The sequence below is a fragment of the Streptomyces sp. AMJ-169 genome (assembly GCF_055597585.1).
Genome location: NZ_JBVLTJ010000009.1, coordinates 192448 through 205480 on the forward strand (window position 1 = coordinate 192448; position 13033 = coordinate 205480).

The 13033-nt window shown below is 71.4% G+C and carries 11 protein-coding genes; 6 read left to right on the forward strand and 5 right to left on the reverse strand.

Going from position 1 to position 13033, the window contains the following annotated elements:
• Positions 1-45 precede the first annotated feature (45 nt).
• Positions 46-840: a metal-dependent hydrolase gene (locus tag ACYUD3_RS23170; protein WP_470972860.1), complete on the forward strand. Its 795-nt coding sequence runs from the start codon at positions 46-48 to the stop codon at positions 838-840.
• 14 nt (positions 841-854) lie between these two features.
• On the opposite strand, the gene ACYUD3_RS23175 is transcribed toward ACYUD3_RS23170, so the two are convergent.
• The 4 genes from ACYUD3_RS23175 to ACYUD3_RS23190 all read right to left on the reverse strand — a co-directional run bounded on the left by ACYUD3_RS23175 (position 855) and on the right by ACYUD3_RS23190 (position 5485).
• The gene (locus ACYUD3_RS23175) at positions 855-1103 is read right to left on the reverse strand and encodes a type B 50S ribosomal protein L31 (RefSeq protein WP_470972862.1); all 249 of its coding nucleotides are present in this window, start codon (positions 1101-1103) and stop codon (positions 855-857) included.
• Between the two features lie 123 nt (positions 1104-1226).
• Positions 1227-1697: a DUF5709 domain-containing protein gene (locus ACYUD3_RS23180; RefSeq protein ID WP_470972864.1), complete on the reverse strand. Its 471-nt coding sequence runs from the start codon at positions 1695-1697 to the stop codon at positions 1227-1229.
• 147 nt (positions 1698-1844) lie between these two features.
• Positions 1845-3626: an ABC transporter ATP-binding protein gene (locus ACYUD3_RS23185; protein ID WP_470972866.1), complete on the reverse strand. Its 1782-nt coding sequence runs from the start codon at positions 3624-3626 to the stop codon at positions 1845-1847.
• Positions 3623-5485, reverse strand: coding sequence for an ABC transporter transmembrane domain-containing protein (locus ACYUD3_RS23190; protein ID WP_470972868.1), 1863 nt, complete (start codon positions 5483-5485; stop codon positions 3623-3625). Before ACYUD3_RS23190 ends, ACYUD3_RS23185 begins: the two co-directional genes overlap by 4 nt.
• A 153-nt stretch (positions 5486-5638) precedes the next feature.
• Here ACYUD3_RS23190 and ACYUD3_RS23195 point away from each other — a divergent pair, with 153 nt between their 5' ends.
• The 3 genes from ACYUD3_RS23195 to ACYUD3_RS23205 all read left to right on the forward strand — a co-directional run bounded on the left by ACYUD3_RS23195 (position 5639) and on the right by ACYUD3_RS23205 (position 9605).
• The gene (locus tag ACYUD3_RS23195) at positions 5639-6346 is read left to right on the forward strand and encodes a L,D-transpeptidase family protein (RefSeq protein WP_470972870.1); all 708 of its coding nucleotides are present in this window, start codon (positions 5639-5641) and stop codon (positions 6344-6346) included.
• Between the two features lie 44 nt (positions 6347-6390).
• Positions 6391-7971 carry a peptide-N4-asparagine amidase gene (locus ACYUD3_RS23200; protein WP_470972872.1) on the forward strand — a complete coding sequence of 527 codons (1581 nt, stop codon included), beginning with the start codon at positions 6391-6393 and terminating at the stop codon, positions 7969-7971.
• Positions 7972-8198: 227 nt separating this feature from the next.
• The gene (locus tag ACYUD3_RS23205; protein WP_470972874.1) at positions 8199-9605 is read left to right on the forward strand and encodes a cation:dicarboxylate symporter family transporter; all 1407 of its coding nucleotides are present in this window, start codon (positions 8199-8201) and stop codon (positions 9603-9605) included.
• 126 nt (positions 9606-9731) lie between these two features.
• Here the strand turns inward: ACYUD3_RS23205 and ACYUD3_RS23210 are convergent, their stop codons facing one another.
• On the reverse strand, positions 9732-10187 hold the full coding sequence (locus ACYUD3_RS23210) for a MarR family winged helix-turn-helix transcriptional regulator (RefSeq protein WP_470972876.1): 456 nt from the start codon (positions 10185-10187) through the stop codon (positions 9732-9734).
• A gap of 85 nt (positions 10188-10272) precedes the next feature.
• Here ACYUD3_RS23210 and ACYUD3_RS23215 point away from each other — a divergent pair, with 85 nt between their 5' ends.
• A complete protein-coding gene (locus ACYUD3_RS23215) occupies positions 10273-12075 on the forward strand; it encodes an ABC transporter ATP-binding protein (protein WP_470972878.1) in 1803 nt (600 codons plus the stop codon).
• Positions 12076-12167: 92 nt separating this feature from the next.
• Positions 12168-13016, forward strand: a complete 849-nt coding sequence (gene mltG, locus ACYUD3_RS23220) for an endolytic transglycosylase MltG (protein ID WP_470972880.1) — start codon at positions 12168-12170, stop codon at positions 13014-13016.
• Positions 13017-13033 lie beyond the last annotated feature (17 nt).

The following is a 13033-nucleotide window of genomic DNA, read 5'->3' on the forward strand; positions in this document are numbered from 1 at the left end:
GGTCAACTGGGCGGCAACACAAGAGAAACGGGACGGGCGACGGCCATGATGGGACCAGCACACTCACTGTCGGGCGCCGCGGCATGGCTCGGCGTGGGAGCCGCCGCGGCGGCGGCCGGACGTCCGATGCCCTGGCCGGTCGTCCTGGTCGGCGCGCTGATCTGCGCCGGCGCGGCCCTCGCCCCCGACCTCGACCACAAGGCCGCCACCATCTCGCGCGCCTTCGGACCCGTCTCGCGCTGGCTCTGCGAGATCGTCGACAAACTCTCCTACGCCGTCTACAAGGCGACCAGGAAGCCCGGCGACCCCCGGCGCAACGGCGGCCACCGCACCCTGACGCACACCTGGCTGTGGGCGGTCCTGATAGGCGGCGGCACCTCGGCGCTGGCGATCACCGGCGGGCGGTGGGCGGTCCTCGCGATCCTCTTCGTGCACATGGTGCTCGCGATCGAAGGTCTCCTGTGGCGGGCGGCGCGCGGCTCCAGCAGCGACATACTGGTGTGGCTGCTGGCCGCGACCAGCGCCTGGATCCTCGCCGGCATACTCGACGAGCCGGGCAACGGCGCGGGCTGGCTGTTCACCGAGCCCGGCCAGGAGTACCTGTGGCTGGGCCTGCCGATCATCCTCGGCGCGCTGGTGCACGACCTCGGGGACGCGCTGACCGTCTCCGGCTGCCCGGTCCTGTGGCCCATACCGATCGGCCGCAAGCGCTGGTACCCCGTCGGCCCGCCCAAGGGCATGCGCTTCCGGGCCGGCAGCTGGATCGAGCTGAAGGTCCTGATGCCGGTGTTCATGGTGCTCGGCGGCATCGGCGGAGCGGCGGCCCTCAACTACATCTGACGGGCCGGCTTCCCTCAGCCACCCTCCCCGTACTGCCGCTCGAAGCGGGCCACCCGCCCCTCCGTGTCGACCGTGCGCGCCTGACCGGTGTAGAAGGGATGGCTCTGCGAGGAGATCTCCACGTCCACGACCGGGTAGGTCTCCCCGTCGTCCCACTCGATGGTCCGGTCACTGGTCGCGGTCGACCGCGTGAGAAACGCGTACCCGGCCGCGCGGTCCCGGAAGACGACCGGGTGGTAGTCAGGCTGCTTGTCCTGCTGCATGAGGGCTCCTCGGATAGCGACAACAAGGACGACAACAAGGGCGACAAGAGGGGCGACAAGAGGGACGACAAGAGCGCCAAGGGCAACCCGTACGACACCGCACCCCGCGCGGCAGCCGCCCGCTCACCCCGACAGCGCGTCCTCGTCGACGATGTGCATCGCGGCCTCCTCCGCGGAAGCCGCGGCCCCGTCGATACCGACGTCGGTGGCGATCAGACCGCTCTCCTCGTCCTCGTGCACCCCCTCGTCGGGTGCGACGAGCCGGCCGGAGCGGGCGGCGCCCACCTCCTCGTCGAGGAGTTCCCCGTCGGTGCCGTCGCAGTCGCCGAGACCGTCCCCGTCGTAGCCGGCGACGTCCGGGACCTCCTCCGCCAGCCGCTGGTCGAGGCTCTCGCCGCGCCGGGCCTCCGCGGCCGTCACGCCGGTGTGCTCCACGGCCCAGGGCCGCTCCGGAGGGGACCAGCCGCGGTCGAGCGGATCACCGACCCCGTCCTGGTCCAGCGTGTCCTCGGCGTCGAGCAGCCCAGAGTCCTCCCGGATCTCGGATCCGTCGGGCTGGTAGACGTCGTCTGCCCATCCGTCGGCGCTGGTCACGGACACCTCCAGGAACTGAGGACGGCCCCCCTCCGGCCACGGCGGACACCGCATCGCCCGCGCAGGGCTGCCGCTCTCCAACGTTCCACCCCACCCCGCCCGGGCGCAACGCCAGAGTGCGCCGAGGCCCCCCGCCGGCCCCGCCCCTCACCCGTGCCAGGACTGCCACAGCCCGGCGTACGCCCCGCCCGCCGCCACCAGCTCCGCATGGCTCCCCAGCTCGCTGATCCGCCCGTTCTCCACCACGGCGATGACGTCCGCGTCGTGCGCGGTGTGCAGCCGGTGGGCGATCGCGATCACCGTACGGCCGTCCAGCACCCGCCCCAGGGACCGTTCGAGATGCCGGGCCGCGCGCGGATCGAGCAGCGAGGTCGCCTCGTCGAGGACCAGGGTGTGCGGGTCGGCCAGGACCAGCCGGGCCAGCGCGATCTGCTGGGCCTGCGCCGGGGTCAGGGCGAGCGCGCCGGAGCCGACCTCGGTGTCCAGACCGGCGTCGAGAGCGCGCGCCCAGCCGTCCGCGTCGACCGCCCCGAGCGCCGCCCACAGCTCGGCGTCCCCGGCATCGGTCCTGGCCAGCCGCAGATTGTCGCGCAGCGACCCCACGAAGACGTGATGCTCCTGGTTGACGAGCGCGACATGCGCCCGCACCCGCTCCGCGGTCATCCGGGACAGCTCGGCCGCCCCGAGCGTCACCCGGCCCGCCCCCGGCGCGTAGATCCCCGCCAGCAGCCGCCCCAGCGTCGACTTGCCCGCCCCCGAAGGCCCGACCAGCGCCAGCCGGGTCCCGGGCGGCACCGACAGCGACACCTCGCGCAGCACGTCGACGCCCTCCCGGTACCCGAAGCGCACCGACTCGGCGAGCACCTCACGCCCCTCGGGCACGAGCCCCGCCTCCCCGGCCTCCGGCTCGATCTCCCGCACCCCGACCAGCCGCGCCAGCGACACCTGCGCCACCTGGAGCTCGTCGTACCAACGGAGAATCAGATTCACCGGATCGACCAGCATCTGCGCGAGCAGTGCCCCGGTCGTCAACTGCCCGACCCCGATCCACCCTTGGAGGACGAAGGCCCCGCCCAGCATCAGCACCGACGTCAGCACGGTCAGATGCACGCCGTTGATCACCGGGAACAGCACCGACCGCAGCCACAGCGTGTACCGCTCCCACCGCGTCCACTGCACGATCCGCAGCTCCGACAGCGCCACCCGCCGCTCCCCGAGCCGGTGCGCCTCGACGGTCCGCCCGGCGTCCACGGTCTCGGCGAGCGCGGCGGCCACTGCGGCGTACCCGGCGGCCTCCGCGCGGTAGCCCGACGGCGCCCGCTTGAAGTACCAGCGCCAGCCCACGACCAGCAGCGGAACGGCGATCAGCACGGCCGGCGCGAGCGGGGGCGCCGCCACGACCAGGCCGCCGAGCAGCAGCCCCGACCACAGCACCCCGATGACCAGCTCCGGCACGGCCTCGCGCATGGCGTTGGCCAGCCGGTCGATGTCGGTGGTGATCCGCGACAGCAGATCCCCTGTCCCGGCCCGCTCCAGCACGCCCGGCGGCAGCCGCACCGACCGCACGAGGAAGTCCTCGCGCAGATCGGCCAGCATCCGCTCCCCGAGCATCGCCCCGCGCAGCCGCATCTGCTGCACGAACACGGCCTGCACGACGAGGGCGAGCGTGAACAGCCCGACGGTGAGCCCGAGATGCAGCTCCCGGGCCCCGTCCGACACCCGCTCCACGAGGTCGCCCAGCAGCCAGGGCCCGACCATCGAGGCCACCGTGGCGACGGTGTTGGCGCCCACCAGCAGCAGGAACGCCGTCCGGTGCCGGCGCACCAGCTCGCGCACGTACGCGCGGACGGTCGCGGCACTGCCGACGGGCAGGGTGCTCGCCGTCGTCGGTGCCGCCGGGTCGTACTCCGGGGGCGCGACGCCGATCATGCGGACTCCTCGATCTCTTCCAGTTCCGAAATTCCGTGTTCATACGACGAACGCCGCGCCTGGTCCGGTACGGCGTCCGGCTCCCGCGTCACCACCGCGCGGTACCGCCCCTCGGCCCGCAGCAGCTCCCGGTGCGTGCCCACCGCCGCGACCGTCCCCTCGTGCAGGAAGACGACCTGGTCGGCGAGGTCCAGCAGCAAGGGCGAGGAGGTGAGGACGACCGTCGTGCGCCCCTTGCGCACCTCCTTTACGCCCTTCGCGACGCGCGCCTCGGTGTGCGAGTCGACCGCCGACGTCGGCTCGTCCAGGACCAGCACCTCCGGGTCCGCCAGCAGCGAGCGCGCGAGGGCGAGCCGTTGCCGCTGGCCGCCGGAGAGGGAACGGCCGCGCTCGGTGAGATGCGCGTCCAGCGGATCGCGGGCGTCCGGCGAGCCCTGGACCAGCGCGTCCAGGACGTCCCCGCACTGCGCGGCGGCCAGCGCGGCCTCCGCGTCGACGGCCCCCGAGGACGGCACATCGAGCAGCGACCGCAAGGGCCCGGACATCAGCACGGGGTCCTTGTCCTGCACGAGGACGACGGTCCGCGCGGCCTCCAGCGGCAGCGAGTCCAGTGCTACGCCGCCCAGCTCTACGGAGACGGAGGCGGGGGCGGGAGCCGGAGCTGGAGTCTCAGTTGAAGCGGACACCTCAGTCGCCCCGGCCGCCGAAGCCTCCGCATGCCCCCCGAGCCGCTCCGCCAACCGCCCCGCCGCGTCCGGATCCCCGCACACCACAGCCGTCAGCGACCCGGCCGGCACGACAAGCCCGGTCACAGGATCGCGCAGCTCACCGGAAGGCAACTCCCCGACGCCGCCCGCCGGTTCCTCCCGGTCGAGCCCGAGCACCCGGGCCGCCCGCGTGGCCGACGGCCGGGAGAAGGAGTACGCCATGGCGATCTCCTCGAAATGCCGCAGCGGATAAGCAAGGATCACGACAGAGCTGTAGACAGTGACGAGTTCACCCACGGTGACCCGCCCCTCCTGCGCGAGACGCACGCCGTACCAGACGACCGCGACGAGCAGCAGCCCCGGCAGCAGCACCTGCACCGCGCTGATCAGGGCCCACATCCGGGCGCTGCGCACGGCCGCGTGCCGCACCTCCTGGGAGGCCTCGCGGTAGCGGTCCAGGAACAGGTCCTCGCCGCCGATCCCGCGCAGCACCCGCAGCCCGGCGACGGTGTCGGACGCCAGCTCGGTCGCCCGCCCCGCCTTCTCCCGCTGGACGTCGGCCCGCCGCGTCGCCCGGGGCAGCAGCGGCAGCACGGCCACCGCCAGCACGGGCAGCCCGACGGCGACGACGACGCCGAGCGCGGGCTGGTAGACGAGCAGGCCCACGCAGACCACGACGACGGAGAGCGCGGCGGCGGTGAACCGGGACACACCCTCCACGAACCACCCGATCTTCTCGACGTCGCCCGTCGACACCGCGACCACTTCACCGGCCGCCACCCGCCGCGTCAGCAGCGACCCCAGCCGCGCCGCCTTGCGGGCCAGCAACTGCTGGATCCGCGCGGCGGCGGTGATCCAGTTGGTGACAGCGGCCCGGTGCAGAAACGTGTCGCCGACCGCCATCGCGATCCCGCACAGCAGCATCAGCGCGCCCGCGAGCGCGAGCCGGCCGCCGGAGCGGTCGACGACGGCCTGGACGGCGTACCCGACGAAGAACGGCTGCGCGGAGACGCTGACGAAGTGCAGCAGCCCCCAGCCGAGGGCCTTGAGCTGCCCGCCCAGTTGCATCCGGCCGAGCCACCACAGGAAGCGGGGCCCCGAGCGGGTGTCCGGCACACCTGGGTCGGCGTACGGAAGGTCTTGGATCTGCATGACGTCCCAGTGACTTGTGGTCGGAGCAGTGGCTTCGGGGCGGGGGGGAAGAGGGCTCGGCGGTGGCCGCAAACCGTGTCAGGTTCGCTGTTCGGCCGGGGCGAACTCAACCGGTTTTCCACGGCGCGGAGCGGGTTTGCGACGATGGGGCGCATGCGAGGAAACGCGATACGGACGGCGGCGAGCGGACTGGCCCTCATCACCCTTGCCGGGTGCGGCGGTTCGGGCGCGGGGACGGACGACGCGGCGCCCCGCCACACCCTGGCCGCGGCCCAGGACCCGACCACGATCCCGGGCGTCGGAGAGCGGCTGCGCAGCGGCATCCCGGGGAACTCGACACAAGTCGTCGCGGTTTATGGCGACGGGCGGAACTCCCCGGACGCGACGGTCGTTCTCTACAACAAGCAGGGCGACACGTGGCACAAGCTCAGCTCCTGGCCGGCGCACAACGCGAGAAAGGGGTGGACCCCGGATCATCAGGAGGACGACGGCCGCAGCCCGGTGGGCGTGTTCACGCTCACGGACGCGGGAGGCGCGCTGAAGAACCCCGGCTCGAAACTGCCGTACACGCAGTCGAGCGCCTTCGAGACGCCGAGCTGGTGGGCGAAGCCTTACCGGCACGACTTCGATTACGTCATCGCCATCGACTACAACCGCGTCAAGGGCACCTCGCCCAGCGACCCGACCCGCCCGCAGGGGCAGAAGAAGGGGGGCGGCATCTGGCTCCACATGGACCACGGCAGCGGTACGTCGGCCTGCGTCAGCCTCTCGGAGGAGGGCATGGCCTACCTGCTGCGGACCCTGGACCCGGCCGACCACCCGGTGGTGGTCATGGGGGACCGGGCCGAACTGAAGGCGTGAACCGCACCGTTGCGGGGTGGGGGAGACTCCCCTAGAACACGGGCATGACCAGACGGCTCATCATGTCCATGCTCACCACAGTGGCCCTGTTGGTGACCGCCCCGCTCGCCCGGGCAGCCGACCCTGTCGCTCGAACCGCCGATGTCCCGGCCGAGTTCGGCACCGACTGGCACGACCCGATCACCGCGGCCCCTCCGGTCCCCAGACCCGCCGGCCCGTCCTGCGAAGTGACGCTCGCCGAGGCCCAGTTCCGCGACTTCACCCCGTACGAGGGCAGCTACGCCCCGCCCGCCGGCTGCGGCGAGCGCTGGAGCAAGGTCGTCCTGCGCCTCGACGGCAAGGTCAAGGGCCGCCAGTACGACCGCCTCGGCTATCTGCGCGTCGGCGGGATCGAGGTCTTGCGCACGTCCACGCCGGAGCCGTCGCCCGACGGCATCGAGTGGTCCGTAGAGAAGGACGTCACCCGCTACTCCGACACCCTGCGCCGCCCGCAGGACGTCGAGATGCTGATCGCCAATGTCGTCGACGACACGTACACGGGCGTCCTGGACGTCAAGGTCACGCTGACGTTCTACAAGGCGGCGGGAGCGGCACTCAAGGGCGCTGCTCCGGCCGAGGCCCCCGCGTCCCCGTACCCGAGCCCCGACAAGGAGGTCCCCGACCAGGTCCGCGCGCTCGCCGCCGACCACACCCTCACCGTGCCCCGCAACACCGAGCGCGTCCTGGCCGAGGTCTACGCGACCGGATCGGGCGGCGGCTGCGAGGAGTTCTGGTACCTCTCGGTCCCGCCGCGGGCGCCGTACTCCTGCCAGGCAGACGACGGGCCCTACCGCGAGGTGCAGATCAAGGTGGACGGTGAACTCGCCGGGATCGCGACCCCGTTCCCGCACGTATGGACCGGAGGCTGGTCCAACCCCTTCCTCTGGTACGTCGTCCCCGGGCCCCGCGCCTTCGACGTCAGGCCGATCGAGTACGACCTGACCCCGTTCGCCGCGGTGCTCAACGACGGCCGCCCGCACCGGATCGAGGTCGGTGTGGTGGGCGTCCCCGCCGGGCAGAGCGGATGGAGCGTGCCCGTCAACGTGCTGCTCTGGCAGGACGCGAAGAAGCAGCAGGTCACGGGCAAGCTGTTCACCCACAAGGAGACGACGCCGGTCAACTCCTCGACGTACACGCCCGGAAGCGAGTACCGGGTGGACACCGAGGCGGGGCACGCGCTGACGGCCGGCGGGTACGTCGACACCTCGCACGGCCGCGTCGTCACCACCGTCACCCGGACCCTCGCCCACACCTCCGCGCACCGCTGGACCGATGGCGAGAACACCGACGGACTCGGCGCGCGGTGGACGGACGACCAGACGGTCACTGTCAACGGCCGCGCGGCGCAGGTTCGCCGGACGTACACGATGGACGGGGAGATCACGCTGGGGGCGGACGGCCGGCTGCGGACGGTGCTGACCCTCGGTGACCGCGCCGAGAGCAGCGGGGCGCCGCACGGGTGGTCGCGGACCGACGACACCTATACGGGAGACGCGAGTTACACGGTCGGTGTGCCGCGTGACCAGCGGCGCGCCGTGGCGACGACGAGCGAGCGGTACCGGATCACCGGCTCGGGCGGCTGCTAAGACCGCGCTCTGACGGCCGTTCAGGGCGTACTCGTGGAGGACCGTAGCCGCTGTTAAACCGTCCGGTGTGTGATCCATCACTCACAGGGTGATTTACAGATCGGCAACACGCAGGTCTTCACAGTGAGCGCCGGGCACTCCAAAGTGTTCCGCACGGAAGCCGCTTTCCGTATCGCAGAAGTCTCGTCCGGCTTCGGCGAGCTACACCGTCCCTCCCAGGAGTGCCCGTGCCACCCTCCTCCCCGTCCCTGCCGCGACGCGTCGCACGCACGCTGCGTACGTCACTCTTCACCCAGGTCGCCGTCGCGCTGGTGCTCGGCATCGCCGTCGGGAAGCTGTGGCCGGGATTCGCCTCGGACCTCCAGCCGCTCGGCGACGGGTTCGTCCGGCTGATCAAGACGATCATCTCCCCGCTCGTCTTCTGCGTGGTCGTCGTCGGTATCGCCAAGGCCGGTGACCTCAAGGCGTTCGGCCGGATCGGGCTCAAGGCGCTGATCTGGTTCGAGGTCGCCAGCACCTTCGCGCTGATCGTCGGCCTGCTCGCCGCCAACCTCGTCCAGCCCGGCTCCGGCATGCACGTCGACCCCTCGACGCTGAACACGGCGGCCGTGGACGCGAAGACGAACGGCGGGTCGCTCCCCTCGACCACCGAGTTCGTGCTGAACGCCCTGCCCACCTCGTTCATCGGCGCCTTCGCCGAGAACTCCCTGCTCCAGGTCCTCATCCTGGCCTGCCTCGTCGGCGCCGCGCTGCTGCACCTCGGGCACACCAAGGTGCCGCAGGTGCTGCCGGCCATCGAGCAGGCCCAGGAGATCATCTTCGCGATCGTCGGCTTCGTCATGCGGCTCGCCCCGCTCGCCGTCTTCGGCGCGATGGCCGTCCTCATCGGCAACTACGGCCTCGGCGTGATCGAGACCTACGGCAAGCTGATCGCGCTGTGCTACGCGGCGGCGGCCCTGTTCGTCGCGCTGCTCGCCGTCGCGCTGCGGCTCGTGACCGGGCTCAGCCTGTGGAAGTTCCTGCGCTACATCCGCGAGGAGATGCTGCTCGCGCTCGGCACCGCGTCCACCGAGTCCGTCATGCCGCGCGTCATGCAGAAGCTGCGCAAGGCGGGCGCCCGCGACGACGCCGTCGGCCTCGTCCTGCCCACCGGCTACTCCTTCAACCTCGACGGCGCCTCCCTCTACCTCTCCATCGGCACCCTCTTCATCGCCCAGGCCGTCGGCGTCGACCTCAGCCTCGGCCAGCAGATCACCGTCGTCCTCGTCCTCATGCTCACCAGCAAGGGCATGGCCGGCATCCCCGGATCAGCCTTCCTCGCCCTCTCCGCCACCGCCTCCTCCCTGGGCGCCATCCCGGCCGGAGCCGTCGCCCTCCTCCTCGGCGTCGACCGCATCATGGACTCGATGCGCGTCGTCACCAACCTGCTCGGCAACTGCGTCGCCGTCTTCGCCGTGTCCCGCTGGGAAGGGGCACTGGACATCGAGCGGGCCAAGCGGGTGCTGGACGGCGACCTCAGTGACGTAACGGACGAGGAGGACAAGGAAGTTCCCGCGGCTCCCGGAAAGAACGCCGAAGTCCCCGCCCCGCGCACGCCCGACCTCGTCAAGGAGCCTGCCCCCGAGGTGGGTTGACGCAGCTAAGCCCCACGACACGGCAGGCCGCGGCCACCGCTCCCGAACCCCGGAGCCGGTGGCCGCGGCCTTTTTCGTCCGCTCGCGGCCCGCGCAGAGTCGATTCGCGGCCCGCGCAGAGTCGATTCAGCAGTGCGGCCCCGCCCAAGGCGTCCCGTCGATCAGCGTCTCCAGCAGCGCCCCCAACGCCTCCCGCTGATCCCCCCGCAGCGGGGCCAGGATCTCCTCCGCCGCCGACCGCCGTGCCTCCCGCAGCTCGCGCAGCGCCTTGCGGCCGTCGTCGGTCATCTCGATCCGGATCACCCGCCGGTTGGCGGGATCGGGCACGCGGCGGACTTTTCCGGCCGCTTCGAGGCCGTCGACGAGGGTGGTGATCGCGCGGGGGACGACTTCGAGGCGGACGGCGAGGTCGGCCATGCGGGGCGGGGACTGGCAGTGCGAGAGGGAGCGCAGCAGCCGGGACTGGGCCGGGGTGACGTCGAGTCCGCGCCGCTCGATGTGCCGTTTCTGGATGCGGTGCACACGGCGCGTGAACCGCAGCAGCTGTTCGGCGAGCAAGCTGTCGGAATCGGGGGTGACCATGCGGGAACAATAACAGGATGCGGTTCATTGTGAGTATAGGTAACAATGAACCACGTCCTGAAAGCCGAGCCCCTCGAAGGAGCCCATGCACCCCGACCGAGAGAAACAGACCTGGACCCCGTCGGTCGACGCCGAACAGCAGCCGCACCAGGTCCGCCGCATCCTCGCCCTCTTCCGCCCCTACCGCGGCCGGCTCGCCGTCGTCGGCCTCCTCGTCGGCGCCGCCTCCCTGGTCTCGGTGGCCACGCCGTTCCTGCTGAAGGAGACGCTCGATGTAGCGATCCCCCAGGGGCGTACGGGTCTGCTGAGCCTCCTCGCGCTCGGCATGATCGTCAGCGCCGTCCTCGGCGGCGTCTTCGGCGTCCTCCAGACCCTGATCTCCACGACGGTCGGCCAGCGCGTCATGCACGATCTGCGCACCGCCGTCTACGGCCGCCTCCAGCGGATGTCCCTGGCGTTCTTCACGCGCACGCGCACGGGAGAGGTCCAGTCCCGGATAGCGAACGACATCGGGGGCATGCAGGCCACGGTCACGTCGACCGCGACCTCCCTGGTCTCCAACTTCACCAGCGTGGTCGCCACGGTCATCGCCATGGTCGCCCTCGACTGGCGGCTCACGCTCGTCTCGCTGCTCCTGCTGCCGCTCTTCGTCTGGATCAGCCGCCGCGTCGGCAACGAGCGCAAGAAGATCACCACCGAGCGGCAGAAGCAGATGGCCGCCATGTCCGCGACGGTGACGGAGTCCCTGTCGGTCAGCGGCATCCTGCTGGGGCGCACGATGGGCCGGGCCGACTCCCTGACCGGCGCGTTCGCCGACGAGTCCGAGCGGCTGGTCGACCTGGAGGTCCGCTCCAACATGGCGGGCCGCTGGCGGATGGCCGTGATCGGCATCGTCATGTCGGCGATGCCCGCCGTCATCTACTGGGCGGCCGGCCTCGCCCTCCAGTTCGGCGGCCCCGACGTCTCGATCGGTACGATCGTCGCCTTCGTCTCCCTCCAGCAGGGCCTCTTCCGCCCGGCCGTCGGCCTGCTGTCGACCGGCGTCCAGATCCAGACCTCCCTCGCGCTCTTCCAGCGCATCTTCGAGTACCTGGACCTCCCCGTCGACATCACCGAACGCGCCGACCCCGTCCACCTGGACCACATCAAGGGCGAACTCCGCTTCGAGGACGTCGAGTTCCGCTACGACGCGGAGGGCCGCCCCGTCCTCGACGGCATCGACGTCACCGTCCCGGCCGGCCGCAGCCTCGCCGTCGTGGGCCCGACCGGCGCGGGCAAGTCCACGCTCGGCCATCTCGTGCCCCGGCTCTACGACGTGACGGGCGGCCGGGTCACGCTCGACGGGGTCGACGTCCGCGACCTCGACTTCGACACCCTCGCCCGCGCGGTCGGCGTCGTCTCCCAGGAGACGTACCTCTTCCACGCGACGGTCGCCGAGAACCTCCGCTTCGCCAAGCCCGACGCGACCGACGAGGAGCTGTACGCGGCCACCCGCGCGGCGCAGATCCACGACCACATCGCCGCCCTGCCCGCCGGTTACGACACGGTCGTCGGCGAACGCGGCCACCGCTTCTCCGGCGGCGAGAAACAGCGGCTCGCCATCGCGCGCACGATCCTGCGCGACCCGCCGGTCCTCGTCCTCGACGAGGCGACCAGCGCGCTGGACACCCGCACCGAACAGGCCGTGCAGGACGCGATCGACGCGCTGTCGGCGAACCGCACGACGCTGACGATCGCCCACCGGCTGTCCACGGTCCGGGGCGCCGACCAGATCGTCGTCCTCGACGAGGGGCGGATCGCGGAGCGGGGCACCCATGAGGAACTGCTCGCGCGGGAGGGGAAGTACGCGGGGCTGGTGCGCAGGGACGTGGCGGCGGCGGTGTCGTGAGCCGGGGTTTTGGCGACGCCGATCGGAGGGGTTTGGTCGGACAAGATGAATATATGCCGGGTTTGTCGTGATATGCGGGTTACCGTCCCCGCATGCAGATGAACACTCCGCCCCGGAGCGCGATCCGACTGACGCGCCGCGGCCGTATCGTCCTCATCGCCACCGGAGCCGTCGCGGCCGGTGTCGCGGTGGCGGTACCGCTGCTGCACGTCGAGCGGGCCGCCGAACCGGCCAAGCCGAAGGTGCTGACCATCCCCGAGGGCTGGCGCTCCGGCCAGATCTACGACGCCGTCGACAAAGCGCTGGCGCTGCCGCCCGGTACGACGAAGAAGACGCTCCCCCAGGTGGGCCTCAAGCTCCCGGGGGACGCCGAGGGCAACCCGGAGGGGTATCTGTTCCCGGCGACGTACCCCTTGCCCGACAAGACCACCCCGCAGTCCCTGCTGACCTTCATGGTCGAGACCGCCAACAAGAAGTTCAACGGCGCCCCCGTCGCGGCCGGCGCCCAGCGCAACGCCATGAACGTCTACCAGGCGGTCACCATCGCCAGCATCATCCAGGCCGAGGCCGCGACCAAGGCGGACATGGGGAAGGTCGCCCGCGTCGTCTTCAACCGCCTGGAGCGCGGGATGCCCCTCCAGATGGACTCCACCATCAACTACGCGCTGAACCGCTCGACGCTGAACACCTCGGAGTCCGACACGAAGATCGACAGCCCCTACAACTCGTACCAGCGCATGGGTCTGCCGCCGACCCCCATCGACAACCCCGGCGAGGAAGCGATGCGCGCCGCGATCAGCCCGACCCCCGGCGACTGGCTCTACTTCGTCACCGTCAAGCCCGGGGACACGCGCTTCACCGCGAACTATCAGGAACATCAGCGGAATGTGGCCGAGTTCAACCACTTCCAGCAGCAGAAGCCGAAGCCCAAGGCGAGCTGAGGACAGGGAAGGCGGCG

Coding starts and splice junctions, on each gene's coding strand:
- ACYUD3_RS23210 (WP_470972876.1), bottom strand. CDS start 10,187: ATGGTCACCCCCGATTCCGACAGCTTGCTCGCCGAACAGCTGCTGCGG.
- ACYUD3_RS23170 (WP_470972860.1), top strand. CDS start 46: ATGATGGGACCAGCACACTCACTGTCGGGCGCCGCGGCATGGCTCGGC.
- ACYUD3_RS23190 (WP_470972868.1), bottom strand. CDS start 5,485: ATGCAGATCCAAGACCTTCCGTACGCCGACCCAGGTGTGCCGGACACC.
- ACYUD3_RS23200 (WP_470972872.1), top strand. CDS start 6,391: ATGACCAGACGGCTCATCATGTCCATGCTCACCACAGTGGCCCTGTTG.
- ACYUD3_RS23175 (WP_470972862.1), bottom strand. CDS start 1,103: ATGCAGCAGGACAAGCAGCCTGACTACCACCCGGTCGTCTTCCGGGAC.
- ACYUD3_RS23215 (WP_470972878.1), top strand. CDS start 10,273: ATGCACCCCGACCGAGAGAAACAGACCTGGACCCCGTCGGTCGACGCC.
- mltG (WP_470972880.1), top strand. CDS start 12,168: ATGCAGATGAACACTCCGCCCCGGAGCGCGATCCGACTGACGCGCCGC.
- ACYUD3_RS23195 (WP_470972870.1), top strand. CDS start 5,639: ATGCGAGGAAACGCGATACGGACGGCGGCGAGCGGACTGGCCCTCATC.
- ACYUD3_RS23185 (WP_470972866.1), bottom strand. CDS start 3,626: ATGATCGGCGTCGCGCCCCCGGAGTACGACCCGGCGGCACCGACGACG.